Origin of the sequence: Rhodococcus sp. 05-339-2 (genome assembly GCF_002258965.1) — a bacterium.
Taxonomy (GTDB): domain Bacteria; phylum Actinomycetota; class Actinomycetes; order Mycobacteriales; family Mycobacteriaceae; genus Rhodococcoides.
Map to the genome: position 1 here is coordinate 63343 of NZ_NOYW01000006.1, position 25129 is coordinate 88471.

At 65.6% G+C, this 25129-nt stretch carries 25 protein-coding genes; 12 read left to right on the plus strand and 13 right to left on the minus strand.

Features of this window, described 5'->3' with window-relative positions; all coding sequences use genetic code 11:
• Positions 1-53 precede the first annotated feature (53 nt).
• Entirely contained in the window at positions 54-875 is an 822-nt protein-coding gene (locus CH273_RS05200) for a sulfurtransferase (protein WP_032395208.1), read from the minus strand.
• A gap of 65 nt (positions 876-940) precedes the next feature.
• Here CH273_RS05200 and CH273_RS05205 point away from each other — a divergent pair, with 65 nt between their 5' ends.
• Positions 941-2086, plus strand: coding sequence for an NADH:flavin oxidoreductase (locus tag CH273_RS05205; protein WP_032395209.1), 1146 nt, complete (start codon positions 941-943; stop codon positions 2084-2086).
• Between the two features lie 33 nt (positions 2087-2119).
• Here CH273_RS05205 and CH273_RS05210 read toward each other — a convergent pair whose 3' ends face one another.
• On the minus strand, positions 2120-4432 hold the full coding sequence (locus CH273_RS05210) for an HNH endonuclease signature motif containing protein (protein WP_094637963.1): 2313 nt from the start codon (positions 4430-4432) through the stop codon (positions 2120-2122).
• A gap of 141 nt (positions 4433-4573) precedes the next feature.
• On the opposite strand from CH273_RS05210, the gene CH273_RS05215 reads away from it, so the two are divergent.
• Positions 4574-4846, plus strand: a complete 273-nt coding sequence (locus CH273_RS05215) for a hypothetical protein (RefSeq protein WP_179275426.1) — start codon at positions 4574-4576, stop codon at positions 4844-4846.
• Here the strand turns inward: CH273_RS05215 and CH273_RS05220 are convergent.
• Positions 4843-5625 carry an IclR family transcriptional regulator gene (locus CH273_RS05220; protein ID WP_179275427.1) on the minus strand — a complete coding sequence of 261 codons (783 nt, stop codon included), beginning with the start codon at positions 5623-5625 and terminating at the stop codon, positions 4843-4845. The genes CH273_RS05215 and CH273_RS05220 overlap by 4 nt on opposite strands.
• 143 nt (positions 5626-5768) lie before the next feature.
• Here CH273_RS05220 and CH273_RS05225 point away from each other — a divergent pair, with 143 nt between their 5' ends.
• Both CH273_RS05225 and CH273_RS05230 read left to right on the plus strand, forming a co-directional pair.
• Positions 5769-6530 carry a CoA transferase subunit A gene (locus CH273_RS05225; RefSeq protein ID WP_032395211.1) on the plus strand — a complete coding sequence of 254 codons (762 nt, stop codon included), beginning with the start codon at positions 5769-5771 and terminating at the stop codon, positions 6528-6530.
• Positions 6527-7168 carry a 3-oxoacid CoA-transferase subunit B gene (locus tag CH273_RS05230; protein WP_032395212.1) on the plus strand — a complete coding sequence of 214 codons (642 nt, stop codon included), beginning with the start codon at positions 6527-6529 and terminating at the stop codon, positions 7166-7168. Before CH273_RS05225 ends, CH273_RS05230 begins: the two co-directional genes overlap by 4 nt.
• Before the next feature lie 82 nt (positions 7169-7250).
• On the opposite strand, the gene CH273_RS05235 is transcribed toward CH273_RS05230, so the two are convergent.
• Entirely contained in the window at positions 7251-8099 is an 849-nt protein-coding gene (locus CH273_RS05235; RefSeq protein WP_032395213.1) for an aldo/keto reductase, read from the minus strand.
• A gap of 54 nt (positions 8100-8153) precedes the next feature.
• Here CH273_RS05235 and CH273_RS05240 point away from each other — a divergent pair, with 54 nt between their 5' ends.
• From CH273_RS05240 to CH273_RS05260, 5 genes are all read left to right on the plus strand, one after another.
• Positions 8154-9827, plus strand: a complete 1674-nt coding sequence (locus tag CH273_RS05240; protein WP_032395214.1) for a phospholipase D family protein — start codon at positions 8154-8156, stop codon at positions 9825-9827.
• A gap of 104 nt (positions 9828-9931) precedes the next feature.
• The gene (locus CH273_RS05245) at positions 9932-10825 is read left to right on the plus strand and encodes a 1-phosphofructokinase family hexose kinase (RefSeq protein WP_230596750.1); all 894 of its coding nucleotides are present in this window, start codon (positions 9932-9934) and stop codon (positions 10823-10825) included.
• Positions 10822-11571, plus strand: coding sequence for a 5'/3'-nucleotidase SurE (gene surE / locus CH273_RS05250; RefSeq protein WP_032395216.1), 750 nt, complete (start codon positions 10822-10824; stop codon positions 11569-11571). The genes CH273_RS05245 and surE overlap by 4 nt, the downstream gene beginning before the upstream one ends.
• 94 nt (positions 11572-11665) lie before the next feature.
• On the plus strand, positions 11666-12718 hold the full coding sequence (locus CH273_RS05255) for a M4 family metallopeptidase (RefSeq protein ID WP_032395217.1): 1053 nt from the start codon (positions 11666-11668) through the stop codon (positions 12716-12718).
• Between the two features lie 10 nt (positions 12719-12728).
• Positions 12729-13010 (plus strand): protealysin inhibitor emfourin, encoded by a 282-nt coding sequence (locus CH273_RS05260; RefSeq protein WP_052049464.1) that lies wholly within the window; start codon positions 12729-12731, stop codon positions 13008-13010.
• 14 nt (positions 13011-13024) lie between these two features.
• Here CH273_RS05260 and CH273_RS05265 read toward each other — a convergent pair whose 3' ends face one another.
• From CH273_RS05265 to CH273_RS05275, 3 genes are read right to left on the minus strand one after another with little or no spacing between them, the layout of a single operon-like run.
• Complete coding sequence (locus CH273_RS05265) at positions 13025-13684, minus strand: NADPH-dependent F420 reductase (RefSeq protein ID WP_032395549.1); 660 nt, start codon at positions 13682-13684, stop codon at positions 13025-13027.
• 37 nt (positions 13685-13721) lie between these two features.
• Complete coding sequence (locus CH273_RS05270) at positions 13722-15212, minus strand: flavin-containing monooxygenase (protein WP_032395218.1); 1491 nt, start codon at positions 15210-15212, stop codon at positions 13722-13724.
• A 27-nt stretch (positions 15213-15239) separates the two neighbouring features.
• Complete coding sequence (locus CH273_RS05275; protein ID WP_032395219.1) at positions 15240-16106, minus strand: SDR family oxidoreductase; 867 nt, start codon at positions 16104-16106, stop codon at positions 15240-15242.
• A gap of 73 nt (positions 16107-16179) precedes the next feature.
• On the opposite strand from CH273_RS05275, the gene CH273_RS05280 reads away from it, so the two are divergent.
• Positions 16180-16824: a TetR/AcrR family transcriptional regulator gene (locus CH273_RS05280; protein ID WP_032395220.1), complete on the plus strand. Its 645-nt coding sequence runs from the start codon at positions 16180-16182 to the stop codon at positions 16822-16824.
• A gap of 8 nt (positions 16825-16832) precedes the next feature.
• Here the strand turns inward: CH273_RS05280 and CH273_RS05285 are convergent, their stop codons facing one another.
• Positions 16833-17834 (minus strand): EamA family transporter, encoded by a 1002-nt coding sequence (locus CH273_RS05285; RefSeq protein ID WP_032395221.1) that lies wholly within the window; start codon positions 17832-17834, stop codon positions 16833-16835.
• Positions 17835-17873: 39 nt separating this feature from the next.
• Between CH273_RS05285 and CH273_RS05290 the strand changes: the two genes are divergently transcribed.
• Together CH273_RS05290 and CH273_RS05295 are read left to right on the plus strand one after the other, a co-directional pair.
• Positions 17874-18407, plus strand: a complete 534-nt coding sequence (locus CH273_RS05290; RefSeq protein ID WP_032395222.1) for a CGNR zinc finger domain-containing protein — start codon at positions 17874-17876, stop codon at positions 18405-18407.
• A 69-nt stretch (positions 18408-18476) separates the two neighbouring features.
• Positions 18477-18788, plus strand: coding sequence for a hypothetical protein (locus CH273_RS05295; RefSeq protein ID WP_052049465.1), 312 nt, complete (start codon positions 18477-18479; stop codon positions 18786-18788).
• A 33-nt stretch (positions 18789-18821) separates the two neighbouring features.
• On the opposite strand, the gene CH273_RS05300 is transcribed toward CH273_RS05295, so the two are convergent.
• The 5 genes from CH273_RS05300 to CH273_RS05320 all read right to left on the minus strand — a co-directional run bounded on the left by CH273_RS05300 (position 18822) and on the right by CH273_RS05320 (position 25012).
• Positions 18822-19913 (minus strand): hypothetical protein, encoded by a 1092-nt coding sequence (locus CH273_RS05300; RefSeq protein WP_230596752.1) that lies wholly within the window; start codon positions 19911-19913, stop codon positions 18822-18824.
• On the minus strand, positions 19910-21262 hold the full coding sequence (locus CH273_RS05305; protein WP_032395224.1) for a hypothetical protein: 1353 nt from the start codon (positions 21260-21262) through the stop codon (positions 19910-19912). Before CH273_RS05305 ends, CH273_RS05300 begins: the two co-directional genes overlap by 4 nt.
• A 54-nt stretch (positions 21263-21316) precedes the next feature.
• Positions 21317-22537, minus strand: coding sequence for an AGE family epimerase/isomerase (locus tag CH273_RS05310; protein ID WP_032395225.1), 1221 nt, complete (start codon positions 22535-22537; stop codon positions 21317-21319).
• A 4-nt stretch (positions 22538-22541) separates the two neighbouring features.
• Positions 22542-24272: a diguanylate cyclase domain-containing protein gene (locus tag CH273_RS05315; protein WP_032395226.1), complete on the minus strand. Its 1731-nt coding sequence runs from the start codon at positions 24270-24272 to the stop codon at positions 22542-22544.
• Between the two features lie 182 nt (positions 24273-24454).
• Positions 24455-25012, minus strand: a complete 558-nt coding sequence (locus tag CH273_RS05320) for a dihydrofolate reductase family protein (RefSeq protein ID WP_032395227.1) — start codon at positions 25010-25012, stop codon at positions 24455-24457.
• Between the last annotated feature and the right edge of the window lie 117 nt (positions 25013-25129).

A 25129-nucleotide genomic window follows, 5' to 3' on the forward strand; every position in this document is an offset into this window, starting at 1 on the left:
TCAGTTTCAAGTTCAACCCTGGTTGCATGAATTCGCTGCTCAGGGCACGTGTCTCACGCCCGTGGGCGCGCCGGATCGGTGATCCATCCCGACCACGACCCCGGGTACAACGCCGCATCGATGCCCGCCAACTCGAGCGCGAGAATTTGGTGTGCCGCAGTAACCCCCGATCCGCAGTAGACGGCGACGTCCTTCCCCTCGGGTACGAGTCCACCGAATGTGCCATCGAGTACCTCGGGAGGCAGGAAACGCCCATCCGCATCGACGTTCTCGGTCGTCGGACGATTGACCGCACCGGGGATGTGACCGGCGACGGGATCCACCGGCTCCACTTCTCCACGAAACCGTTCGGGTGCGCGGGCGTCGAGCAGGATGTTGTTCTGCGCGAAGTCGAGCACATCGTCGACATCGAGGACGCGTGCGAGCGATGGTCGGGCGGTGAACGATCCGGCCGCCACTATCGACGGCTCGGTCCCGATCGGAAATCCGGCTGCGACCCACTGGGCGAGGCCACCGTCGAGGACCCGAACGTCGCGGTGCCCGAAGTAGCGCAGCAGCCACCACGCGCGCGCCGCGGCGGTTGCTGGGCCTGCGTCGTAGACCACCACGGAGGAGTCGTCGTCGACCCCGGCGCCGCGCATCGCTGCGACGAACGTCTCGGCGTCGGGCAACGGGTGGCGTCCGCGACTGTCCGGCGGAGCCGCCAGCTCCGCGTCGAGGTCCACGAATTGCGCGTTCGGGATGTGGCCGGCTTCGTATCCGGCTCGGTCGCTGCCGGTGAGGAGCGTGAATCGGACGTCGAGGAGGACCGGGCCGCGCCCCATCTCGAAGAGGTCGTGCAGTTCGGCGGCAGAGATCAGCGGCGAAGGGCTCATAAGGCTTCGACGCTAACAGCCTCGCGTCGGGAATAGCTCGGTGTCGATGCAGGTTGCCCGCAGGCGTGACCGAAACTGCATCCACAACACAGCATCTGTCCACCGCCGGGCTTTTCGAGCCGTTCGAGGTCAAATCGCTGAAGCTGCGCAACCGCTTCGCCATGGCCCCGATGACGCGCGCTTTTTCCCCAGACGGCGTCCCCGGTCCCGATGTGGCCGAGTACTACCGCAAACGCGCTGCCGGTGGCACGAGCCTCATCATCACCGAGGGCACCTACATTCCCGATCCCGCAGCCGGCCCTCACACCCGCGTCCCGCGAATCTACGGTGACGCCAGCCTCGAGGGCTGGAAGGGCGTCGTCGACGCCGTGCACGCCGAGGGCAGCGCCATCATCCCGCAGCTGTGGCACCTCGGCGTCGAGCGCGGCACCGAACCCCGCCTGTTCCCGGACGTCACTACCGTCAGCCCGTCGGGGATTGCACTCGACGGTTCTTCGGTGGGTCGAGCATTCACCGACACCGACCTCGACGAACTCACCTCGCAGTGGGTACAGGCCGCGGTCAACGCGAAGAACACCGGTTTCGACGGCCTGGAGCTGCACGGCGCGCACGGGTATCTGCTCGACGAATTCCTTTGGGCCACAACCAACGTACGCGACGACGAGTTCGGCGGTTCCCTCGAAGCTCGGACGCGCTTCCCGGCGCAAGTCGTCGCCGCGATCCGCGCCGCGGTGGGCGAGGACTTCGCCATCGTGTACCGATTCTCGCAGTGGAAGAGCAATCACTTCGACGCCAGGATCGCACAGAACCCCGAGGAACTCGGACGAGTCCTGACTCCCCTGGTCGACGCCGGAGTGGACATCCTGCACGCCTCGACCCGTCGCCACTGGGATCCGGCATTCCCGGAGCTGGACGGCAACGACGGAAAGCTGGGCTTGGCCGGGTGGACCCGCAAGCTCACCGGCGTTCCGACGATCACTGTCGGTTCGGTCGGCCTCGACTCGGTGTTCACCTCGGCATGGTCGGAGGACGCCGCATCCGGTGTCACCGGACTCGACGCGCTGGTCGGTCAGTTCCAGGACAACGAATTCGATCTGGTGGCCGTCGGACGTGCGCTGCTGTCCGACCCCGAGTGGGTGAACAAGGTCGGAGACGGCCGCGTAGACGAGCGCATCGAATTCACCCGCGACCACATTCAGCACCTGATCTGACCCAGCGGGTTCTGGTATCCACGGCAGCATCGCCTAGAACGGCGGTGCTGCCGTGTCGTCTGTCTCGGGCTGTTGGTTGTCTGACGGGTCGGGGTAGGCGATGATGCCGGATCTTCTCGGTTGGGTGGGGATGTGTGGTCTGAGGTCGTTGCCGAGGATGGGAACGGCGGTGCTGTTGGCGGGCAGGGTGATTCGGGTGGTCTTCGAGGTCGATGTCCACAGGATCGCTCCGCCGGGGAGCATGACGGCTTTCCAGTAGCCGGCCGTCTTGACGCAGTGGTGGTACTCGCACAGGCACTGCAGATTGTTGACGGTGGTCCAGCCGCCGCCGAGGGGGTTGCTGTGGTCGAACGGGTTCACGTGGTCGAGTTGGCAGCGGGCGGCGGGGCGGTGGCAGCCGGGGAAGCGGCAGTGTTTGTCGCGGAACCGGACCGCTGCGGCGGTGAGGGCATCGGGTCGGTAGATCAGGGCCCGGTCGGTGAGTGGGTCGCGGGGTACCGACTTGCCGAGGGTGGGGTCGGCGGCGATGGCGGCTTCGAGTGCGGCGGCAAGGGAGGCGTTGCCGAGATAGAGGCCCCCGGGTGTGCGGGTGACCGATGTGTGGATCGTGCGGTTGTTGGGCCGGATTGCGAAGGGCAGGTCGAGGGCAGAGCTGTGCCGTGTGCCCCGGCCGACGGGAGTGTGGGTACAGAACAGCGCTGCGGCGGAGGCCAGCGATTGCGTCCGCCGTTGCCTGTCCGCGCCTGCCCCGGTCTCGGTCTCGGTCTCGGTCTCGGTCTCGGTCTCGGAAGGAGCTGAATGGGCAGAGGTGTCCCCCGCGGGATCCTCCGTCTGATGATTCTCCGTCTGGTCGTGCATCGAAGTCGGTGATGTCGCCGTCCCCGGTTCCGGCGCGAGAATTGTTCCTCGCGTGGGGCCCGTTGTCGGTGGTGGTGCTGATGTCGGCGGGACCGTCCCGGGTCGCTCTGGAGCAGAGCCTGTTTCGGTTCGGTCGGGTGCAGTGCCGGACTCCGGTGAGAGCATGGGCCCAGGAGCTTGCGCTGCGTCGGAGTCACTGCCGGAATCGGTTCCCGGGTCGGATGCAGATTGAGCTGCCGACACCGGTGCAGCTGGGGTGGTTGATTCGATGTCAGGCTCACCGCGCGCAGCGGATCCGTCCGACGGATCCGCCTCCGGGACAGTGGTCGCATCGGTGTCGACATCATCGGAAGTGCTTGTGGTCAAGCAGGACTCGGCCTCGGTCTCAGGTTCCGACTCGGCCTCGGTCTCGGGCTCCGGGTTGCTGTCGGTGCGGCTGTGGGTCTCGGTAGCGCGTCTTCCCGACGCAGTGTTCGTCCCTGAGTCCGCGTCCGTGTCCGTGTCCGCTGTCGCTGCCGACTCTGGGTCCTGTTCCCGAGCTCGGGTTTTCGGTGTTCGTTCCCATTCCCCGGTCTCCGGGTTCTGCACAGCCAGCCCGAGTTTCTCGGCGAGGGTGACCGCGTCGGTGAGCAGGATCTGCCACTGACTGCTGCGCGCCAACTCCCGAGCGAGATCAGGATCGATGGAACCGTGCCCGGCCAGATACGCCGGGTTCGCAAGCAACCCGATCAAGGTGGCTACATCGACGGTGACCATCGTCAACGGCACCCGCCGATCGGGCAACACCGCACCCGCCTTGGGGCAGTCCTCCCGTCGGCACAGGCACACCAAGCGGGGTTCACCGTGCATCCGGGCCATGAACGCATCACACAGGCGTTCCTTCTTCCCGCGCGGATCTTTCGGGCACAAGGTGTCGGCCATCTCCTCGAGCAACTGCCACGCAGCGGCAGCTTCCGGAGCGGTCAACTCCGCCCGGATCCGCGCCAGCTCCCCGGCCGGGGTGTAGGTGACGGTCCGGAACCTCTTCGCGAACTCCCGCAGCGCTGATGCTTCTTCCGGGGCGACCCGGACCAGGATGTCCCAGATCTCCTTCTCGAGTGGACCCGGCGACAACCGGCGGGCTGCTTCGACGACCTCGGCTTCGACGGAGGTGACTATGTCGTCGGAGAGGTTGTCGAGGATCCGGCACACCGTCCGCACCCGCGGAAGGTCGATCTCCCCGCCCTCGAATGCTTTCCGTAGCAGTGGGAGTCGGGTGTGCAAAGCGACACCGACGGAAACCCACGATTCGGCGACCGTCGCCGAGCACCCCAACGCGACGGCCATTTCGGTGCGCCCGTACCGGCTGTAATGCTTGTGTTCGGCGTCGAGGGTGATCCAGCTCCGATGGACCTCGTAACAGGCGGTGATCTTGCGGGCCGCCTGCCGATTCTCCGCACGCGCGGCAGCGGTCAACGCCTCCAGTGACACGGTCGGTACAGCACCCATCTTTCACCCCCCGGTGAGCCGAAACAAGAACGCCTGTTCGAACAAGAAGAACAGTAACCCGGGCCACCGACAAGAATGCTGGAGCCGAACAGCAGGCGACTGACCTGCCATTGTTCGCCGCGTCGTTCTACACTCCACCCCATGAGCGAGCCTGATTCCACGGCGTCCGAGATGGCCGAGTTGCGAGCTCGGGCACACGAGGGCGATCACGACGCCCTCGACCAGTTGGTCGAACTCGCAGGTTCTCGAAACGACCTCGACGAACTCCGCTCTCTCGCCGATGCGGGCAGCAGCGATGCCGTCGACATCATCGTCGAGCTCGCCGGTGAACGCGGCGACCGCGAGGAGTTGCAGAGGTTGGCCACAGCAGGCAGTCAGGACGCCGCGGACATTCTCGAAGAGATGGACAGTTAGCCGGGGCTGGGACGCTCCCCCAGTTGCACGGTGAGTCGATGGGCGGCGTCGAGCAGCAGCTTGCCCAGCTCACGTCGTCGATCATCACGGAATCGCGTCTCGACACCCGTCAGGCTCAGCGCCCACGCAGGACCTCCGGCACGGTCGAACACGGCAGCACCGAGACCCCAGCTGCCCTCCACCAGCAATCCAGGGTTCACGGCGAAGCCTGTTGTCCTGGTGAGTCCCACTCGATGTCGAATCGCGTTGTCCGAGTGCGTCTCTCCCCACTCGGGAACCAAGTCGACTCCACCCAGGTACTCGTCCACCTCCCGATCGGGAAGGTGAGCGAGAATGGCCAGACCTGCGGACGCCACCCCGAGCGGGAGCCGAATCCCCTCGTACAACACGTGCGAACGCAGCGGAAAGCTCCCCTCCACTCGAAGCAGGCACACGGTCTCCGCTCCGCGCCGGACCGACAGGAACGCACTCTCTCCGCTCTCGGCAGCCAACGCCTGCACTATCTTTCGAGCCTGGTCGGTGATGTCGTAGCGCAATGCCGCCATCGACCCGAGCAGGTAGATCTCCGGGCCCAGTGACCAGTGGCCGGTGGCGGCGTCGCGGTCGATGAACCCTTGGTCGGCCAGAGACGCCAAGAGGCGATGTGCAGTCGGTCGCGCGATACCGGTCGCCCGAGCGAGCGCGGTGGTCGAGGCACCCGACGGCTCCTCGCTTCCCGCCGCGCGCAGCAACGAACAGATCTTGCCGATCACACTTGCGTTGGCTTCCGCTGAGGTCACCTCCCCATAGTACGTCCACTCAGTGGACGCCGAGCCCGCATCCGTTCACCGAACGAGCAAAAGCCAGCATTCTCCGCATCCAAATGCACAGCTCAGGTTCACTGGGTGCAACGTTTGCTCAACGAACACATCAGGAGCTGCAAGTGACTGGAAAGACCTACGCGTCCGCCGCCGAGGCGGTCGCGGACATCGGCCGAGGAGCGACCATCGCGGTCGGTGGCTTCGGATTGTGCGGCATCCCCGACGCCCTCATCGAGGCCATCGCGAACACCGACGCCACCGAGCTCGAAGTGTTCTCCAACAACTGCGGCGTCGACGGCTACGGGCTCGGAATCCTGCTGGCAGCCGGACGCATTCGCCGTGTCACCGCGTCGTATGTCGGTGAGAACAAGGAGTTCGCCCGCCAGTACCTCGCCGGCGAACTGGAGGTCGAGCTCACACCGCAGGGCACGCTCGCCGAGCGACTTCGCGCCGGCGGCAACGGTGTTCCCGCGTTCTTCACTCCGGCCGGAGTGGGCAGCCCCATCGCCGACGGCGGAATGCCGTGGCGCTACGACGCCGATGGTTCCGTCTCGATCGCGTCGCCGCCCAAGGAAACCCGAGTGTTCGGCGACAAGCGTTACGTTCTCGAGGAGTCGATCAACGCCGACTTCGCGCTCGTGCACGCCGAGATCGGCGACACCGCAGGCAATCTCGTGTTCGACAAGACCGCGATGAATTTCAACCCGCTCGCCGCGATGGCCGGGAAGATCACCATCGCGCAGGTCGAGAATCTCGTCGAGCCGGGCGAGATCGATCCGGCCCACGTACATCTTCCCGGAGTATTCGTCCAACGTGTCGTGCACACCGGGCCACAGGACAGGCGCATCGAAAAGCGCACCGTCAGTTCAGGAGTTCGCGCATGAATACAGGGTGGACACGCGACCAGATGGCCGAACGCGCCGCAGCGGAAATGGTCGACGGGGAGTACGTCAATCTCGGCATCGGACTGCCGACGTTGATCCCGGGGTACCTCACCGACGCGGTCAAGGTCACCCTGCATTCGGAGAACGGCATCCTCGGCACCGGGCCGTACCCCACCGAGGACGAGGTCGATGCCAATCTCATCAACGCGGGCAAGGAGACGGTCACCGTCAATCCCGGTGCCGCGTACTTCGATTCGTCGTTGAGCTTCGGCATGATCCGCGGCGGCCACATCGACACCGCCGTGTTGGGCGGTATGCAGGTCTCACGCACCGGCGACCTCGCCAACTGGATGGTGCCCGGCAAGATGGTCAAGGGCATGGGCGGTGCGATGGACCTCGTGCACGGTGCCCGGCGCGTCATCGTCGTCATGGAACACACCGACCGCGACGGAAACCCGAAGATCCTCGACGCATGCACTCTGCCGTTGACCGGACAGGGCGTCGTGAATCGCATCATCACCAACCTCGCCGTCATCGACGTCGTCGGCGACGGTACCCTCGCACTGGCCGAGCTCGCACCCGGTGTCACTTCCGAAGAGGTCACCGCAGCAACGGGATCCGCACTCACGACCCCGTGATACAGATTCCGTGACTTAAATCCCGTGACGCGACTGTGGGCTCGAACGTATCGACAACGTTCGAGCCCACAGTTCGAGGTATCTAGTCCGGAATCATGTCGAAGGTGTCCGGGTTCGGGCCGTTACGACCCTGTTCGCCCTTGTCCAGGGCCGTGATGGCGTCGACGTCGGCGGAGCTGAGCTCGAAGTCGAAGATCTCGAAGTTGGCCTTGACACGCTCCGGCGTCACCGACTTCGGGAAGATGATGTTGCCCCGCTGAATGTGCCAGCGCAGCACCACCTGAGCGACGGATTTGCCTGTCGCGTCGGCGATTCGCTTCAGTTCGGGGTCGTCGAGAACGTTGCCCTGAGCGATCGGCGACCACGCCTCGGTGGGGATGGCGTGCTCACGGCCGTAGGCCCACACGTCTTTGTTGACGAAGTACGGGTGCACCTCGATCTGGTTCACCGCGGGGACAGTCTCGGTCTCCTCGGCCAACCGGTCGAGGTGGGCCGGCTGGAAGTTGGATACGCCGATGTTATGGGCGCGCCCGTCGGCGACGAACTCCTCCAACGTCTTCCAGGTGGAGACGAAGTCGCCGTCGTAGCGAGTCGGGAGCGGCCAGTGGATCAGAAAGAGGTCCACGTAGTCGGTTCCGAGGTCGCTGAGGGTCTTGTCGAATGCGGTTCGCGCATCGTCGGGCTTGTGGAAGCCGTTGTTGAGCTTGCTGGTGACGAAGACCGACTCGCGGTCGAGGCCGGAGTTGCGAATACCTTCGCCGACCTGCTTCTCGTTGCCGTACATCTCGGCCGTGTCGATGTGGCGGTAGCCGATTTCTAGCGCCGTTTCGACAGCCTTCGCTGTCTCGTCGGGATCGATCTGGAACACGCCGAAACCGAGCTGCGGGATCTGCTTGCCGTTTCTGAGCGTGACGTTGGGTACCTGAGTCATGACGCTCGGGTGCCCGCCCTCTCGGTGCTTCAAACCGGATGAAATGATGCGGTCGTGATAGTGCAGCGCATCCGGCGCGTCGTCGACCGTGTTTCCGAAAGCCTCGGCCGATCCTCCTCAGCCTTGATCTCTCCGGAGCGGCACTTCGACCCCGCTCATCCGTGGTTCCTCACTGCCACCGAACGCGGCAACGACGACACTCGAATCACGGCCTGGACCGAGGGCAACCGCGTCCAGAATCTCGTGCACGGCAAGACGTACTTCGCGGCGTTGGCGAAGGCGCTCGAGAAGACCGAGCGCGACGATCTGGTGCTCTTCACCGATTGGCGCGGCGACCCGGAGCAGATGCTCACCGACGACGGCGTGACCGTCGAGGATGCACTTGCCGACGTCGCGCACCGCGGTGGTGTCGTCAAAGGCATGGTGTGGCGCTCGCACATCGAGACGCTCGGTTTCACCGGACCGAAGAATCGCAAGCTCGCCCTTCGCCTCGAGGAGGCCGGTGGCGAGGTGATCCTCGACCAGCGCGTGCTGGTGACCGGAAGCCACCACCAGAAGTTCGTGGTCGTGCGGTACGGCAGGAAAGATCTGCCCGACATCGCGTTCGTCGGCGGAATCGATCTGGCCCGTGCCCGACGCGACGACGCCGATCATTTCGGTGATCCGATCTCACGCCCCTTCCCGCCCGAGTACGGGGAGATCCCGGCCTGGCACGACGTGCAGGTGCAGCTCGAGGGCCCGGCGGTGCGGGACGTCGAGGACGTCTTTCGCGAGCGGTGGGAGGATCCCGCAGCCCTGTCCCGACTGCCCTGGCACGCGATACCCGACATGATCCGAGGCGTGACGCGTGAGCCGTCGGAACTGCCGCCTGCGGCACCGGCTCCGGAACCTCGGGGCACGTGCTCGGTGCAGCTGTTGCGCACCTACCCCAGGCGGCGTCCCGCCTACCCGTTCGCGACCAAGGGCGAACGCAGTGCAGCCCGGGCGTACGCCAAGGCACTCGACCGCGCCACCGAATTGATCTACATCGAGGATCAGTACCTGTGGTCGGTCGACGTCGCCCGCGTGTTCGCGGTTGCGTTGCGTCGCAAGCCGAACCTGAAGCTGGTGGTGGTGGTTCCCAAGCACCTCGACGACGACAGCGCACTGACCATTCCCTCTGCGCTGCTGGGGCACTCGGCCGCGCTCGAGGTCATCCGCGCTGCCGGAGGTGATCGCGTACTGGTTCTCGACATCGAGAACGACCGCGGAATACCTGTGTACGTGCACTCGAAGGTCTGCATCATCGACGACGTGTGGACCGCGGTGGGCTCGGACAACTTCAATCGTCGTTCGTGGACCCATGATTCGGAGCTGACGGCGGCCATCGTCGACGAAGAACGCGACACCCGCGAGCCCCTCGACCCCGCAGGCCTGGGCGACGGTGCCCGTACCCATGCCCGCAACCTGCGCCTGGAGCTCATTCGCGAACACCTCGGCCGGGCCGATGGTGACGACGCCGACCTGGTGGATCCACAGCAGTTCTTCGATGCGATCTCGGCCTGTGCGACGGCACTCGACGAATGGCACCGCAACCCGTCCTCGGGCCCGCGCCCGACCGGCAGGCTGCGCCGACACGAGATCTCCGTGCCGCCCGTCTGGCAGCAGCGACTCGCTGCGTTCGCGTACCGGCTGTTCGTCGACCCCGACGGCCGCCCGATCGGAATGCGCCTGCGTCGTCGCTTCTGACGTGCTTGCCGTTTCGGACCTGACATATCGGGCATTCGCCCTCGATGCCTCCCTCCCCTCGCGAACTCAGTGCTCTCGTCTTCGCCCCATCCCCCCTGTTGACGGTGACCCTCGACCGAGCCCCGAACGGCAACACCGAACTGCACGTGCACGCAGGCGGCCAAGGCCATTGGATCGCCCGGATGGCCACGGTGCTCGGCCTCGACGTAACACTGACGGGAGTGTTCGGCGGCGAGATCGGGGGCATTCTTCGCGACATCGTCGAGCGGGAGGGCATCACCGTCGTCTCCGTCGACATCGGCCAGGAGAGCGGCTCGTACGTTCACGATCGCCGCAGCGGTGAGCGCGAGATCCTGGCCACCGTCGACCCGCCGCCGCTGGCTCGGCACGCCCTCGACGACCTGTTCAGCGCCGCCCTCGCAGCCGGTGCCCGCAGCGACGTCGCCATTCTCGGCGGACCGCACGAAGACGACATCGTTCCGTCCGAGGTGTACGAGCGGCTGTGCGCAGACCTCACCGCCTTGGGCAAGACGGTGGTGGCCGACCTCTCCGGACCGACCATGATCGCCGCGCTCGCCGGCGGCCTGACGGTGCTCAAGGTCAGCCACGAGGACCTCATCGCCGACGGCCGGGCCGAGTCCGAGGACCCGGCGCACCTGATCGACTCGATGCGGCAGATGCACGACGACGGCGCGGAGATCGTCGTGATCTCGCGGGCCGGAGATCCGGCCCTGGCGCTGGTCGACGGCGACGTGCTCGAGATCGTCACGCCGGGGCTGCGCATGGTCGATCACCACGGAGCAGGCGATTCGATGAGTGCAGGCATCGCCGCGGGGCTGGCTCAGGGACTGTCGGTCCCCGAGGCGTTGCGACTCGGCGGCGGAGCGGGCACGGCCAACGTCACGCGCCGTGGCCTTGGTAGCGGGCGACGTGACCTGGTTCTCGGCCTCACCGAAGCGGTGGAGGTTCGTCCGTACGAGAAGGCAGGCAAGAAATGAGAGCCCTGATCACCAACGACGACGGCGTGTCCAGTGAGGGCATCGCCCTGCTCGCACGCGTGGCAGTGGAAGCCGGTCTCGACGTCGTCGTCGCCGCGCCGCACGAGGAGCGCAGCGGGGCCAGCGCGTCCTTGACGGGCATGGGCGTCGACGATCACCTCGGTATCGGATCCGTCGCCATTGCCGGCCTTCCCGACGTCCCGGCCTACGCGGTGCAGGCGTCACCCGCTCTCATCGCGTTCGTGGCCACCCGCGGGGCGTTCGGCGACCCCCCGGATCTGGTGCTCTCCGGAATCAATCACGGACCGAACACCGGTGCCGCCGTACTGCATTCGGGCACGGTCGGAGCCGCGTTGACGGCACTCACTCATCGGGTCCCGGCAATGGCGCTGTCGTCGATCGCCACGGAGCCTACCCATTGGGCGACGGCCGAGCACGTGGCCCGCATCGCGGTGACGTGGATGATGTCCCACGGCCCGTCCGATGCCGTCGTCAACGTCAACGTCCCGGACGTTCCGCTCGCGGAGTTGGCGGGAATCGTGCCCGCATCTCTGGCCCGTTACGGCGCGGTCCAGGCCGAAATAGGCGATCGCGGGGAGGATTTCGTCACCGTTCGTTTCGACGAGATCCGAGCCGAGGACGACGATTCCGACGCGTCGCTGTTGGCCCGCAACTGGGCGACATTGACGGCGATCCGTCCGCCCAGCGAGGTGGAGGGAATCGACCTGTCGGCGATGCGCGGCTGACCTGTTTCGTTCGAGCTCACCGAGATGTGTCGGTGAGCTCGTGCACACTGGGGACCATCACCGCACATGCCACGGACCTAGGGGGTCACCGCGTATGACGTTTCATTCTGTAGTTCCACCGTTTCTGCTCGAGCGGCTGCAGGGGCCGGGTGCTCGCGCCACTCTGCTCGCCGATCGTGAGATGCGCGCAGGCCGCGAGGTGGTGCAGGCTCGCACCGCCATCGCCCCGCGCACCGGCGGCACGCTCGAGCGCACGATCTCCGACGCGCAGTCCACTCGTGATCTACCCGGCCGGCAGGTACGTGCCGAGGGCGAGGATCCCACGGGCGATGCCGCGACCGACGAGGCGTACGACGGCCTCGGTGCCACATACGCGTTCTTCGACGAGGTCTACGGCTACTCGAGTCTCGACGGAAGCGGCCTGCCCCTCGACGCGACCGTGCATTACGGCCAGGACTACGACAACGCGTTCTGGGACGGCTCGCGCATGGTGTTCGGCGACGGTGACGGTGAGGTGTTCGCTCGATTCACCGTCTCGCTGGGCGTCATCGCACACGAACTCGCGCACGGGTTCACGCAGTACACCACCCCGCTCGAGTACAAGGACCAGGCCGGCGCGCTGAACGAGTCGATCTCCGATGTGTTCGGCGCATTGGTCGAGCAGTACACAGCCGGGCAGAACGCCGAGGACGCCTCGTGGCTGATCGGCGAAGGCCTGTTCCTGCCTGCAGTGCAAGGTAAGGCGTTGCGCTCGCTGCTCGAGCCCGGAACCGCCTACGACGACGATGTGCTCGGCAAGGATCCGCAGCCGGCCAGCATGGACGATTTCGTCGTCACCACCGAGGACGACGGTGGCGTGCACATCAATTCGGGCATCCCGAACCGCGCGTTCGCCGTTGCGGCCACCACGCTCGGAGGTCCGGCCTGGGACCGCATCGGGCAGGTCTGGTTCGACACGATGACCGTCGGCGGACTGTCCCCGACAGTCGATTTCGCCGGGTTCTCGGCCGCGACGCTCGCCGCAGCAACCAAGCGATTCGGAGCCGGTTCCGACGTTGCCGAGGCCGTGGCCACGGGTTGGTCTACCGTGGGGGTGAAGACAACAGGGCTCGAGTCCCTACCGAAGCCGAGCGACGATCGGGTGTGATCGAGAGCAGATGAGCCTGCGCATCGAGGTACTGCGAACCGGTGGTGTCGCCGGGATGTCCAAGCGCGGCGTCGTCGAGACCGACGAGCCGGAATGGCAGTCGTTGGTCGAGGCCGCGCAGCCGTACATCGCCGATCAGCAGGCCGCCGATCCGGCCGAGTCCAACGCCCGCGACACCTTCGTGTGGAGTGTGTCGGTTGGTGAGCACTCGTGCCGGGTGGGCGATTCCAGCCTGACCGGCCCGCTACGCGACCTCGCGGAGCGCACACTCCGCGAGGGTCGCGTCCGGTAACGCGAGAACCTCGTTCAGGCCTTCCACTCCGCACTGCGTTCGTCGGTCGCCTGACCCAGCGCCTCGACGAGGGCGTCGATTCCGAAGTCCTTGCCGTACGACGGCGTTCCCGGCTGCTGACGCCACGACTGGGCGAGGGTTCCGCCGTCGACGGGGTCGAATCCGAGCTCGTCGATGACCGAGAACACAAGCTTCTTCGAATCGTCGTCGTCGCCTGCGATCGGTAGTGCGATTCGACCTCTGGTCCCGGCGGGCACACCCTTCTCGAGCAGGTGCTTGTACCAGATTCCGTTGAACGCCTTGATGACCGGCTCGCCGAGTTGCTGGGAGACCCACACGCTTTCGGGCGTCCCACCCTCGATGTCCTCGATCAACCCGTCCCGCTGCTGCGGGTAGTAGTTGTTGGTCTCGATGATCGGGGCCCCGGGCTTGCGGGTGGAAGCAATTCCCGGAGCGAGATCGGGAACGTTCTTCTGCGGAATGCTCAGCAGCACCAGGTCTGCGTCCTGCGCGGCCTCCGCGGCCCAGACGGCCGTCGCTCCGGTCTCCGCTGCCAGGTCCGCCAGCGTTTCCGGGTCACGTGAATTCGAGAATCTGATCTCGTGACCGAGCGCCGCCCAACGCCGAACGAGGGTGCCGCCGATCAGTCCACTTCCGATGATTCCAATTTTCATATCGAGAACCAACACACTCGACCCGAAACAATTCCCGTCAGGATCCGACCGAGACCTTCGCGCGCGGACGGCCGAACTTCATGGCCTTGTCCACCACCTTGCCGTAGCGCAGTACCGGAAGGTCGCGGAAGTAGTTCATGCGCAGCTTCCACGGGGTCTCGCTGCCCTGCCTGGGGAAGTTGTCCACCGCCCGCAGAACGTAGCCCGCGGCGAAGTCGAGGAACGGTTCTTCGTCGATGGACGGGTCGCGCTCGAGTTCGACGGTGCTGTATCCCTTCTCGTCCATGTGCGCGAGCAGTCGCATCACGTAGTTCGAGACCATGTCGGCTTTGAGCGTCCACGAGGCGTTGGTGTATCCGACGACGAAGGCGAAGTTGGGGATACCGGTGAGCATCATGCCCTTGTAGGCCATGGTGCTGGGCAGGTCGACGTCCTTGCCGTCGACGCGGAACGCCGCGCCGCCCAATGCAGACAGATTCAATCCCGTTGCGGTGACGACGATATCGGCATCGAGGTGCTGGCCGGACTTCAGCTTCAGTCCGGTCTCGGTGAACGTGTCGATGTGGTCGGTGACGATCGAGACCTCGTCTTTGCGAATCGAGCGAAACAGATCGTTGTCGGGCACCAGGCACAGCCGCTGATCCCACGGGTTGTAGGACGGGGTGAAGTGGGTGTCGAGGTCGTATCCCTTCGGCAGCCACCCTTCCTGCATCGTCCGGATCCGCTTCTTCATGAACTCCGGATACTTCTGGCTCAGGGTGTAGATCAGCATCGCCATGGACACGTTCTTGAGCCGAGTGGCGCTGTACGCCAATTTCTTCGGCAGGCGCTTGCGAAGGGTCAGCGCAATCGGATCCTGCGACGGAAGCGAGAGGACGTAGCTGGGCGAGCGCTGCAGCAGCGTGACGTGCTCGGCATCGCGAGCCAGATTGGGGGCCAACGTGATTGCCGTGGCACCACTGCCGATCACGACGATCTTCTTGCCCGACCAGTCCAAATCCTCGGGCCAGTGCTGCGGGTGGATCACCTGGCCGCCGAACTTGTCCTGTCCGGCGAACTCGGGACTGAAGCCCTTGTCGTAGTCGTAGTAGCCGCTGCAGGAGAACACGAACGACGCGGTGACCGTGACCGTCTCGTTCGTATCGCTTCGATGCGCGGTCACCGTCCAGAACTGCTGCTCGGACGACCATTCGAGAGCGACCACCTTGTGATGGAACCGGATGTGCTTCTCGACGCCTGCTTCTCGCGCGGTCTCGACGATGTAGTTGCGGATGTCGGTGCCGTCGGCGATGGATTTCTCCCCCATCCACGGCTTGAAGCTGTATCCGAGGGTGTACATGTCGGAGTCGGAGCGAATTCCGGGGTACCGGAACAGATCCCACGTTCCCCCGATAGCACCGCGGCTCTCGAGAATTGCGTAGGTCTTGCCGGGCAGATCGTGCCCGAGGTGGCGCGCGGCACCGATCCCGGACAGGCCGGCACCGATGATGAGGACGTCGACCTCGGGAGTGGGCAGTACGGCAGTCATGTCAACGATTCCTTCGATGTCTTTCGATCAGCTGGTCTTGTTGCGAGCGCTCTCGGACCTGCCGAGGCGGGCCACTTCCTCGTCCATCTTCGGCAGGATCGTCGGCACGTGTTCGAGCATGCTGCGATCGCCGACCCGCGAGGTGATGACGGCTTTGAACCACGACGCAGCTCCCACCCACCGCGGCACGTAGACGCGACGCTTGCGCTTGGCCAGGCCGTCGACGAAGGCATCGACGCACTGGTCGACGGTCATCGTCTTGCCCAGCGGGCCCGGGAGCACCGCGAGCAGATCCTGGAATGCGGTGAGGTCGGACTTGGCGTCCTGCACCATCGGCGTATCGATCCAGGCCATGTGTGCCGAGCCGACGTCGACGCCTCGATAGTTGACCTCGAGCCGGAGCGCATTCGCAAAGTGTTCTGCTGCAGCCTTACTGGCGTTGTACGCGGCCAGGCCGGGGCACGGGGTGAACGCCGCCAGCGAGGAGACGACGAGGACGTAGCCGTTGCGTTCGATGAGCGACGGCAGCGCGGCGCGGACGGTGTTGAACACGCCCATCACGTTGATGTCCATGACACGTTGGAACGTGGCGGGATCGACCCGCATGATCGATCCGTAGCTGGCGATTCCGGCGTTCGCGAGCACCAGGTCGATGCCGCCGTACGCCTCGATTCCGCCGTCGACGGCCCGCTGCATGTCGTCGAGGTTCCGGACGTCGGCGACGAACGCGGTTGCCTTCAACTGGGCCGCGACCTCACGGAGCGGGGCTTCGTCGACATCGACGAGGATCAGCTGGGCACCTCGGCCGGCGAGCGCCCGCGCCGTCGCGGCACCGATCCCCCGTGCCGCCCCGGTGATCAGAACGACCTTGTTCCGTAGCGTCGACGCCGCCATGTGCTCCCCCTCGATCGGAATGCCTGTCTGCGAACACTTTGCATCTGATACCGAGCGGTGTCAAGATCTGTCTGTGACCATCCCTCACAGTGAAGTCGGCCGCACCTACCGAGGTGCCGATCCTCGGCAGCGGCAGCAGGAGCGTCGGATTCGCCTGCTCGATGCAGCCGTCGAAGTCTTCGGCACCACCGGCTACCGGACCGCAACCGTGGAGAAGGTGTGCAGCGAGGCGGGCCTGACCAAGCGCTACTTCTACGAGTCCTTCACCAACAGCGAGGACCTGCTGATGGCGACCTACGCCCGCGCCACCGACGCCATGCGCGAGAACATCCTGGCCGGTGCCGCCGCCGAGGCCGACTCCACCGAACAGGTGCTCCGAGCCGCTCTCACCGGCTTCTTCACCTTCGTCGCCGAGAATCCGAAATCTGCGCGCATCGCCTTCGTCGAGATTCTCGGGGTCTCGTCCACCGTCGATGCGCTCTACCGCAAGACCACGACCTCGTTCTCGGAGACCGTGCTCCAGGTGGCCGAGGCGGTCGGTTCCGGCCACGGGCTCGCCGGGCCGAACCGTCGAACACTGGCCATGGGCCTGGTGGGCGCGGTCCTCACCATCGCCCAACAATGGCTGCTCTCTCCCGAGCGCGAACCGTTGGATTCGGTGATCGCCAGCGCCCACACCATCCTGGCCGCCGTGGTCTTCGGCCGCGTCGACGGTTGACCGTCAGGTCACGGCCTGCTCTGCAGCGGCTCCACCGGCTCCTCCGCCGTGGCTCGCTCGCCGGACTTGACGACGACCACGCCGAGCAGAACCAGTGCGCCACCGGCCAATTGGATCGGCGCCGGAGCCTGACCGAGCAGCAACCACGCGAACACAAGTGCGGCAACGACTTCCATCAATCCCATGAACGACGCCAACCGTGACCCGAGCCGTCGGCCCGCGGCGATCCCGAGGACGTAGGCCAGTGCGGCCGTCACGACGCCGAGGCCGATGATCGGGACCCACCACGGCACAACCGCATCGACGAAGGTGACGTCGGTGAGCGGGGCGGCGAACGGGACGATACCGATCAGCCCTGCGACCAACAGGATGAGACCACCGGTGAGCAGGCCGGCCCCGGCGAGCACGATCGGCGGGAGTCCGTTGCTCTCGTCCGCCGACAGCACCCAGTAGACGGCCGCACCGGCCATCGAGCCCAGCGCCCACAGCACACCGACGGTGTCGACGTCGGCACCGGAGATCAGGTCGAGCACCAGCACCAGACCCATCGCGGCCAGCAGTGCGCCCACCACAGTCAGCCGACCCGGTCGCTGCTGGTGACGGAACCACATCCAGCCGATCACGGCCACAGGCGAGGTGAACTCGATCAGCAGCGCCACCCCCACCTCCATCCGTCCGACGGCGTTGAAGAACGCGAGCTGGCAGCCTGCCACCGCAAAAGCTCCGTAGGCGAGCAGCAGCTTCCAGTTCTTCGCCAGCAGGCTCCATCGCCCACGCAACGCGAGAATCGACGGAATCAGCAGGACGGCCGCCGCCAGCAGGATTCGCGCGGTCACCGCAGCCCCGGCCGTCCAGCCGGCGTCGAGCAGTCCCGTGGCGAGCGACCCGGAGAGGCCGAAGGACGCCGCAGAAAGCAGCGCGAAACCGAGTCCCGAGAGTCGACGCGACCGCGCCGCAGCGTCGTGGGTGGCCGCGAGGTTCACCTGCGCGTCATGAGTGTAAGCCGTCATGACATGTGACAGTAGGGAGTGACTTGGTAAGGTGTCAACATGCTTTTTGCTCATGACGCGGAATTGTCGTTGCTGTCCGCCGTGGCCTTGGTCAATTCGGCCGAGGACCCGGACACGCTGACCACGCGGGAGCAGCTCGCCGAGTTCTTCACCGAACAGGGGTACTCCGGCCGGTTCGACGGCGACGACGCCGAGCTCGAGGCGGTGAGGGCGCTGCGGCCCACCCTGCGCGCACTGCTCACCAGCAGCCGCGACGACGCCGTGGTCGAGGTGAACCGTCTTCTCGCCGAGTCCTCGGCCCTGCCCCGACTGGTGAGGCACGGCGATCTCGACTGGCATATCCATGCCGTCGCCGACGACAGTCCCCTCGTGACCCGCATCGTTGTCGAGACCGCGATGGCCATGATCGACGTCATCCGGGCAGACGAGCTCTCGCGCTTCGACGTCTGCGCCGATCCGGACTGCAACGGGCTGGTGCTCGACCTCTCACGCAACCGGTCGCGTCGGTTCTGCAGCACCACGTGCGGCAACCGCGCAGCCGTTGCCGCGTATCGAGCACGCAAGGCCCAGTAGCACCACGGGGGCTTAGACGACGGGCTTTCGGGTATCCGCCGTCCGAGCTGATGGAAAGGAATTGCCCCTATGGTCGAGAACAGGCCTACCAAGACAAGCTGGGCCAGAGCAGTCGAGAACATGCTGGCCGTCGTACTGATCTTCGCCGGGATCGCCGCCGCAGGCGGTCTGATCGCCGCATTGGCAGGCGGATTCGAGGGATGGGCAATCGTCGCCGGAATCGCCGTGATCGTGTTGTTCGCAGGCGGATTCTTCGCTGTTCGAGACGGTGCCAAACGACGCGCCCTCGAAACGAACACCGTCGTCTACGCCCCCGACAACACCGACCAACTCTTCGACGTCGACCCCAACACCGGTGAGCGGACCCCACACCGCGAGTAGTTCTACGTGACGCCGTTTCGGTCGATCAGTCAGTCATGATGGAACCGATTCGAGACGCACCATCGAACCGGTTCCGAGGAAGAACACACCCGACCGGGTCTCGATTATCGAACCCGATTCCGTGAAGCCGTCGGACCTTTCGGGAAGTGGCCACCGCCATCGCACGTCACGCGAATTCGCGGTGGCCACGAGTGCGTTCTCCTCGAACGCGTAGACGGTGTTGCCGACGGCAGTCTCGGGCGCGTACGGATCTCGCAGTTGCCACACTTCGGTACCGTCCTCGTCGACCACGGTTGCGTCGGAGGTCAATTCGAGACCCTCGACCGCCGTACCGGTTCGTGGATCGAAGAACGTTCCCTCGCCGCCGAGGGTGACGAGGCCACGACCGTCGGACACGTGAACGAGCGGGCCCTCGACACCGTCCCACCCCGCGAAAGATGTGATCGGGCGCGACCACATCCGGTCGAGGGCATCGATGGAACCCCCGTGCAACACCGATTCGCCGTCCTCGGGATTGCCCTCCAGCAGAAAGACGGATGTCCCGTCACTCTCGATGGCGTACGGAAACCAGGCTTCGGGGATCGGCGTTCTGCGCGCCTGCCCGTCGTCCACGCCGACCCTCACGATCGACGGCACGTCGGAATACGAATCCAGACAGACGACGTCGTTGCCCACGGGCTCGCTCGCGCATTCGTCGACGGGGCCGGGTGACTCCTTCCAGCGGACGTCGCCGGTGTCGGCATCGATTGCGGCGAACTCGATTGCATCCACCGAGTACGAACGCGGGTTCGGTAGGCCGACGGCAGTGACGAGCACTTCACCGGCGTCGATCACTCCGGTCACACTGGAGTCGTATTGCAGATCTGCTGCGGGAGAACGAAATGCGGCGAAGTCACGTCCGTAGACGGTCTCGGCGTCGATCTGCCAGCCCGGTTCCAGGATGGGCCCGGACGGTGCCTGCGTGGTGGTCGTCTCCTCGGAGAAAGTCGGTGTCATCGACTGACTGTCCGACGCCTGTTCGGCAGGAACGTCCTGCATCGTCATCACGAGAACCGCAGCGACGACGGACAGGACCGCAACCGCCACCGCGACACCGGCTCTGATGTTCGGGCTCGAAATGGTCACGGCCACTGCTCGATCGGCGCCAGTGCCACGGCATCGAGAACCTCGAAGGGCAACGGGTCCGGCAACACCAGTGGTGCGTACTGGGTGCGGTCGAGAGCCACCGTCGATCGCACCGACACCCGAACTCCCGACGGCCGGGTCACGGTCACCGACCGAGTGAGCTGCGTGGTTCCGTCCTCGGACACGGGACTGTTCACGATATCGACGTCGTAGCGCTCGACCACCGAACCGTCGGGCAGAGTGCGGAAATCGATGACAGGTCCGTACGCGGACTCGGGATCGTAAGGGTCCAACGCCACCGGAAGTGCCGCTCCCCCGGACACGGAAATCGACAGTGCAATATCGGTGCCGACGACCTCGAGATCGGTGCACACTCCCGAACCGTACGAACCGGGAACGAGGGACCCGATCGGTCGGCTCAATGGTGGCGCACCCGGCAGCGACTCCCACGTGTTCGTCAACGCTGCGTTCGCCGCCTCGACGGACTCGGCCCGAATGTCGGCCACGGTGCCGGTTTCGCCCGACATGAGCTCGCTCGGAGAGACGTAGCAGTCCTGTCGAGGAGCGGAGGCTCCGGCCGGAGCCGGAACCGTGAGTCGCAGATCCGGCAGCGCCGCGACGGTGGCCAGTTCGGATGTCTCGAGCGGGAATTCGGCCGATGTGCCGGTGAGATTGGCGGTCACCTGAGTTCCGTCGGGGTGATAGGTGGTGGCCGTCCTGAAGTACGTTCGCTTACCGCCGTACTCGTACCAATTGTCGTTGGTATCGATGACGGTGCCGTCGGGTTCGGTGGTTCGCGCATCGAGAACGCCTGCAACACAGGCGGGGACACCGGTGTCGGACGGTCGGACGTCGATACTCGCGTAGGCGGACGAGTCGGCCCGAGCCAGCTCTCCCCGTGCGCTGGTGCTGGGCTCGAAGCCGTCCGGTGCTGCATCGCCGAGGTCGTCGACCGGCTGAAAGGTCACGGATTGGGAAGGAGCAGCCAACACGATGGTGACATCGGCCGGTAGCGCGGCGAGGACGGCGTCGGACATTGCACCCGCCTTGCCCGAAGTGAGCCATGGATAGGCGGGATCGTCGTACGACGGGGTGCTTTCCACGATCGACGACGACATGACCAGATCACCCTCATCGGACGGGGGCGGCTCGACCTCCGGGCAGCCCGGGATGTCCACCGGATATTCGACCGGCTCGAACAGAACCGGCTCGGAGTCGACCGAGGAACCGCCCTCGACAACGGCGGACTCCGGCGATCGCAGCAGGCCGGCCGCGACGACCCCGAGGGCCACGATCGTGACGATGACGGATGCGTCGATGATGGCGTCGTGTCTTCTACCTTCGGGCACGAGGAAACAATACAGACCCATCGGAAGGTTTTTCAGCTGTAGCGCTCACCGACATCAGCCGGTGATCAGCGCTGCCAACATACTCGTGTTCGGCGCATATCGGCTGATCCACGTCGCTTGGACGGCGTGGTAGAGATCGGGTTTGCCGCTCCACACCGTCGACGCTGGAACGTTGTGGGAGTCGAGTTCGTGATGCCAGGAGCCGTCGACGCGGTCGACGAAGTGGTCGGCCGCAACGTCCCACCACGTTCGATAGTCGTTGCCGTACCGGGCTTCTCCGGTGTGGCGCGCGAGTGTCGCCGCCGCTCCGATCGCCTCGCACAACACCCAGTGCAGACGACCGGTGACAACCGGCTGCCCTGCCCAGTCGGTCGTGTAGACGAACCCGGGGGTCGGTCCGGGTTGCCAGCCGTCGACCGCAGCGCGGTCGTAGAGGGACTCGGCCGCGTCGACGTAGTCTCGCCCGCCCGCAACGAGACTTGCCTGCACGAGGAGTCGCGCCCACTCGAATCCGTGGCCGACAGTGGCTCCGTAGGGCTTGAACTGGTTCGCTACGTCGTCGCGGTTGTACTCGAGCTGCGGGATCCACTCTGCCGTGAAGTGCTCCGGGATGCGCCACCCGTTGGCCGCGGACCATCGACATACGTTGTCGCAGAAACGCAGTGCGCGTTCGCGCCAGAGCTCGGGCGCACCGGCGTCGGCGGCGGCCAGCAGCGCCTCGACCATGTGCATGTTGGCGTTGATGCCGCGATACGGATCGAGCTCGGACCAGTCGACAGTCCAGGTGTCCGAACACATTCCGTACCGTTCGTCCCAGAACCGAGAGTCGACGATATCGAGTGCCTCGTCGAGAAGTTCCCGGCCACGTGCGTGACCCACCGCGGCGGCAGCCGACGCGGCGAGCACCACGAAGGCATGTGTGTACGCCGATTTCACTGCATCGGGCGAGGCCGCGTCGGCACTGGACTCGAACCAGCCGCCGTTCGTGCTGTCCCGCAACGTGGTCGACAGTCCGTCGAAGACGCGATCGGCTCTCCTGCGGGAACCCGGTCGGCCCTGCACGGACCCGAGAAAGTGCACATGCGCCATCCGAGCGGTGATGTACGTATGCGCCGGATGGTCGAGGTCGGGGTTACCGCGATCGTCCAGCCACGCCGCGCCTCCGGCGGGGTGGTCGAGTGTGGTTCCGAAATCGAGAAGTCGAGACGACTCGGTGTCGAGCCACGATCGATGAGAGGGCAGTGTCCACCAGTTGCCGGGGTCTGCTGGAGTCATTCGTTCATTGTGCGGTGCCCGCGATCGCCTGTTCGTCGGACGCGACCTTTTCCTCCGAATCGTCGAACAATTCGATCCGATCCTTGCCGCTCTGCTTGGCCCGGTACATCGCGGAATCCGCGTCCCGAAGCACATCCTGAGCTGTGGCCCCCCTGCGGGCCAGCACCATTCCGATGCTCGCCGACACCTCGTACTGCCGTCCCTCGAACTCGATGGCCGAGGCCAGCGCGGCCTTGATCCGCGCGGCCACGCTGCCTGCGAGTCCGTCCGCGTCCGAGGCCGGGTCGTCCATCTGGGCGTCGAGGACCAGGACGAATTCGTCACCGCCCACCCTGGCGATGAAGTCGTCGCTTCTCAGTATCGCGCGCAGACGCCGTGCCACCTCGACCAGCACCGCGTCGCCCGCAGCATGTCCGCCGCTGTCGTTCACGCTCTTGAAACCGTCCAGGTCGCAGAACAGCACCACCGCCGCGATACCGGTGCGCGCGCCCCGATCGATCGCAGAGCCGATCCGGTCCAAGAGCAGCATGCGATTGGGCAGTCCCGTCAACGGATCCTGCAGCGCCGCACGTTCGAGAGCACGCTCGGCCTCGACGACGTCGGTCACCTCTCGGAGGACCGAAAGCACCTGCAGCACCTCACCCGACGGCCCCCGTCGAAAGGGCGTGGTTCGACGCGACAACCACCGGGTCTCACCGCCGAGGCCACGCACTCGGTACTGAGTCGTGAGGCTTTCCCCGTCTGCCAACGATGCAGCGGCCCGGTCGGCCGCCGCAACGATGTCGAGGTCCTCCACAAGCACCTCGATGTCGGACGAATCCTCGGCACCGTCGACTGTCGAATCTCCGTCGGGCCGCCCCTCCGGATTACCGGCGGTCGCGGTACCGATCAACGAGCGGAGGCTGCGCGACGCCCACGTCAGGTGCCCGGTGTCGACGTCGACGACCGTCGCGATATCCGGCGACGCGGTCAACACGGCGTCCCGGAATGCTCGCGCACGATCCAGCTCCGCCCGCGCCTCACGCTCGGCCGTCACGTCCTCCGACAGCACCATGGCACCGACGATGGCATCGGCCTCGTCGCGCAGCGGCCGGGCTCGAACCTGGAAGACTCTTCCGGTCCCGGCGCTGACGGAATCGAAGGAGGATTCCTCCCCTGCGACAGCTGCCCGGTAGTACGGAGCGACGTGCGCGAAGACCTCCGTTGGCACCGTGTCCTCGAGCAACTTCCCTTCCATCCGGCGCGGGTCGTAGCCCTCCGCGACCAGATCGGCACCTTCGACCAGGACGAATCGAAGGTCACGGTCGACGATGAACACCGTCGTGTGGGGCAAATTCGCGGCGAGCTGACGGTACCGAGCCTCACTGGCATCGTCGAACATCGCCGGCGAGCGAAGCAGTGGACCGTAGGAGCGGCGCATTCCGAGATACACAACACCCGCCAACGCGGTCGACAGGGTCACTGCGACATCCAGATCGCCGCCCATGGACTCCCGCATGATCGCGATCGTTCCGCCGCCTGCATGTTCGCTGTGCCCGGCCCCCGCGAGCAGGTGAACCGCATGCAACACATGGTGAGCCGCGCAGGTGGTGAAGATGGCGGCGGTTGCCAGCGCCAATCGATTCTTCCGAAGCTGGGCGGTGCGACGCAGCCCACGAACGATGAACAGCACGATCCCGAGATACGCCGACGCAGTGATCGCGTTCAGGATCACGACCCAGAGCCAACCGCTCATACGACGGCCTCTCTGTCGGTCGCGTCCGGGTCCGCGTCGGAGTGGGAGTGCGGCATGTGCGGCATCGATGACCTCCGCGGGGTCTGAACTGCTGGGTGTGGGCCGGACCGACCAAAGCGGACGAACCACCCGCCGGTGTCGTGCCGCGAGGGTATCTCAATCCGGCCCGTACCTGCGAGATGTCAGCGAGACACGCTGTAACGCAGATACAGCCACCCCGACTCGGCGAACACCTTCTGCTCCGCGAGTGTCAGGTCGAGATGGTGACCGACCGGAAAGTACGGTTTGCCACCGCCCAGGATGGTCGGCAGAAGGATGACCTCGAACTGATCGATCTCGTCGACCAGCGACTCCGCCAATGCGGCACCGCCCACGGCCAATGTCCCCTCGGTCTCGCGTTTCAGCCGCTTGACCTCGGCGACAGCGTCGGCACTGCGCACCAACCGGCACCCGTCGGCCACCGAATCGAGAGTGTCGGAGAAGACGATCCGCGGGGTGTCCACATACAGTCGCGCGAACTCCGCCTCGACGTCGTCACCCTCCGCCCGTAGCGGATCCGTCCAGTAGTCCTCCATGGCCTCGTACAGTCGACGCCCGAAGAGAAAAGCAGCAGTGGCCTCCGTCTGCCGGTTCGAGAATCGATGAGACTCCTCGTCGGGCATGGAGAAGTCGAGATTGCCTGCCGAATTCTCGATGAAGCCGTCGAGAGAAACGTGCATGTTGTACGTCAGAATTGCCATGTCACTCCTGAAGTCCGATGGGATCATGGGTACTGACCTCTACGAGCCCGATTAATCACCGGGCACTCGGCAGGGGATAGATCGCCTGCTCGGGGGCCATACAGAGGGGGGCCCAGG

Excerpts from the sequence above, each read along its gene's own strand:
- CH273_RS05315 (WP_032395226.1), bottom strand. The coding sequence starts at position 24,272 with ATGAGCGGTTGGCTCTGGGTCGTGATCCTGAACGCGATCACTGCGTCG.
- CH273_RS05260 (WP_052049464.1), top strand. The coding sequence starts at position 12,729 with ATGAGCCTGCGCATCGAGGTACTGCGAACCGGTGGTGTCGCCGGGATG.
- CH273_RS05270 (WP_032395218.1), bottom strand. The coding sequence starts at position 15,212 with ATGACTGCCGTACTGCCCACTCCCGAGGTCGACGTCCTCATCATCGGT.
- CH273_RS05295 (WP_052049465.1), top strand. The coding sequence starts at position 18,477 with ATGGTCGAGAACAGGCCTACCAAGACAAGCTGGGCCAGAGCAGTCGAG.
- CH273_RS05230 (WP_032395212.1), top strand. The coding sequence starts at position 6,527 with ATGAATACAGGGTGGACACGCGACCAGATGGCCGAACGCGCCGCAGCG.
- CH273_RS05215 (WP_179275426.1), top strand. The coding sequence starts at position 4,574 with ATGAGCGAGCCTGATTCCACGGCGTCCGAGATGGCCGAGTTGCGAGCT.
- CH273_RS05200 (WP_032395208.1), bottom strand. The coding sequence starts at position 875 with ATGAGCCCTTCGCCGCTGATCTCTGCCGCCGAACTGCACGACCTCTTC.
- CH273_RS05275 (WP_032395219.1), bottom strand. The coding sequence starts at position 16,106 with ATGGCGGCGTCGACGCTACGGAACAAGGTCGTTCTGATCACCGGGGCG.
- CH273_RS05265 (WP_032395549.1), bottom strand. The coding sequence starts at position 13,684 with ATGAAAATTGGAATCATCGGAAGTGGACTGATCGGCGGCACCCTCGTT.
- CH273_RS05310 (WP_032395225.1), bottom strand. The coding sequence starts at position 22,537 with ATGACTCCAGCAGACCCCGGCAACTGGTGGACACTGCCCTCTCATCGA.
- CH273_RS05285 (WP_032395221.1), bottom strand. The coding sequence starts at position 17,834 with ATGACGGCTTACACTCATGACGCGCAGGTGAACCTCGCGGCCACCCAC.
- CH273_RS05210 (WP_094637963.1), bottom strand. The coding sequence starts at position 4,432 with ATGGGTGCTGTACCGACCGTGTCACTGGAGGCGTTGACCGCTGCCGCG.
- CH273_RS05320 (WP_032395227.1), bottom strand. The coding sequence starts at position 25,012 with ATGGCAATTCTGACGTACAACATGCACGTTTCTCTCGACGGCTTCATC.
- CH273_RS05235 (WP_032395213.1), bottom strand. The coding sequence starts at position 8,099 with ATGACTCAGGTACCCAACGTCACGCTCAGAAACGGCAAGCAGATCCCG.
- CH273_RS05290 (WP_032395222.1), top strand. The coding sequence starts at position 17,874 with ATGCTTTTTGCTCATGACGCGGAATTGTCGTTGCTGTCCGCCGTGGCC.
- CH273_RS05255 (WP_032395217.1), top strand. The coding sequence starts at position 11,666 with ATGACGTTTCATTCTGTAGTTCCACCGTTTCTGCTCGAGCGGCTGCAG.
- surE (WP_032395216.1), top strand. The coding sequence starts at position 10,822 with ATGAGAGCCCTGATCACCAACGACGACGGCGTGTCCAGTGAGGGCATC.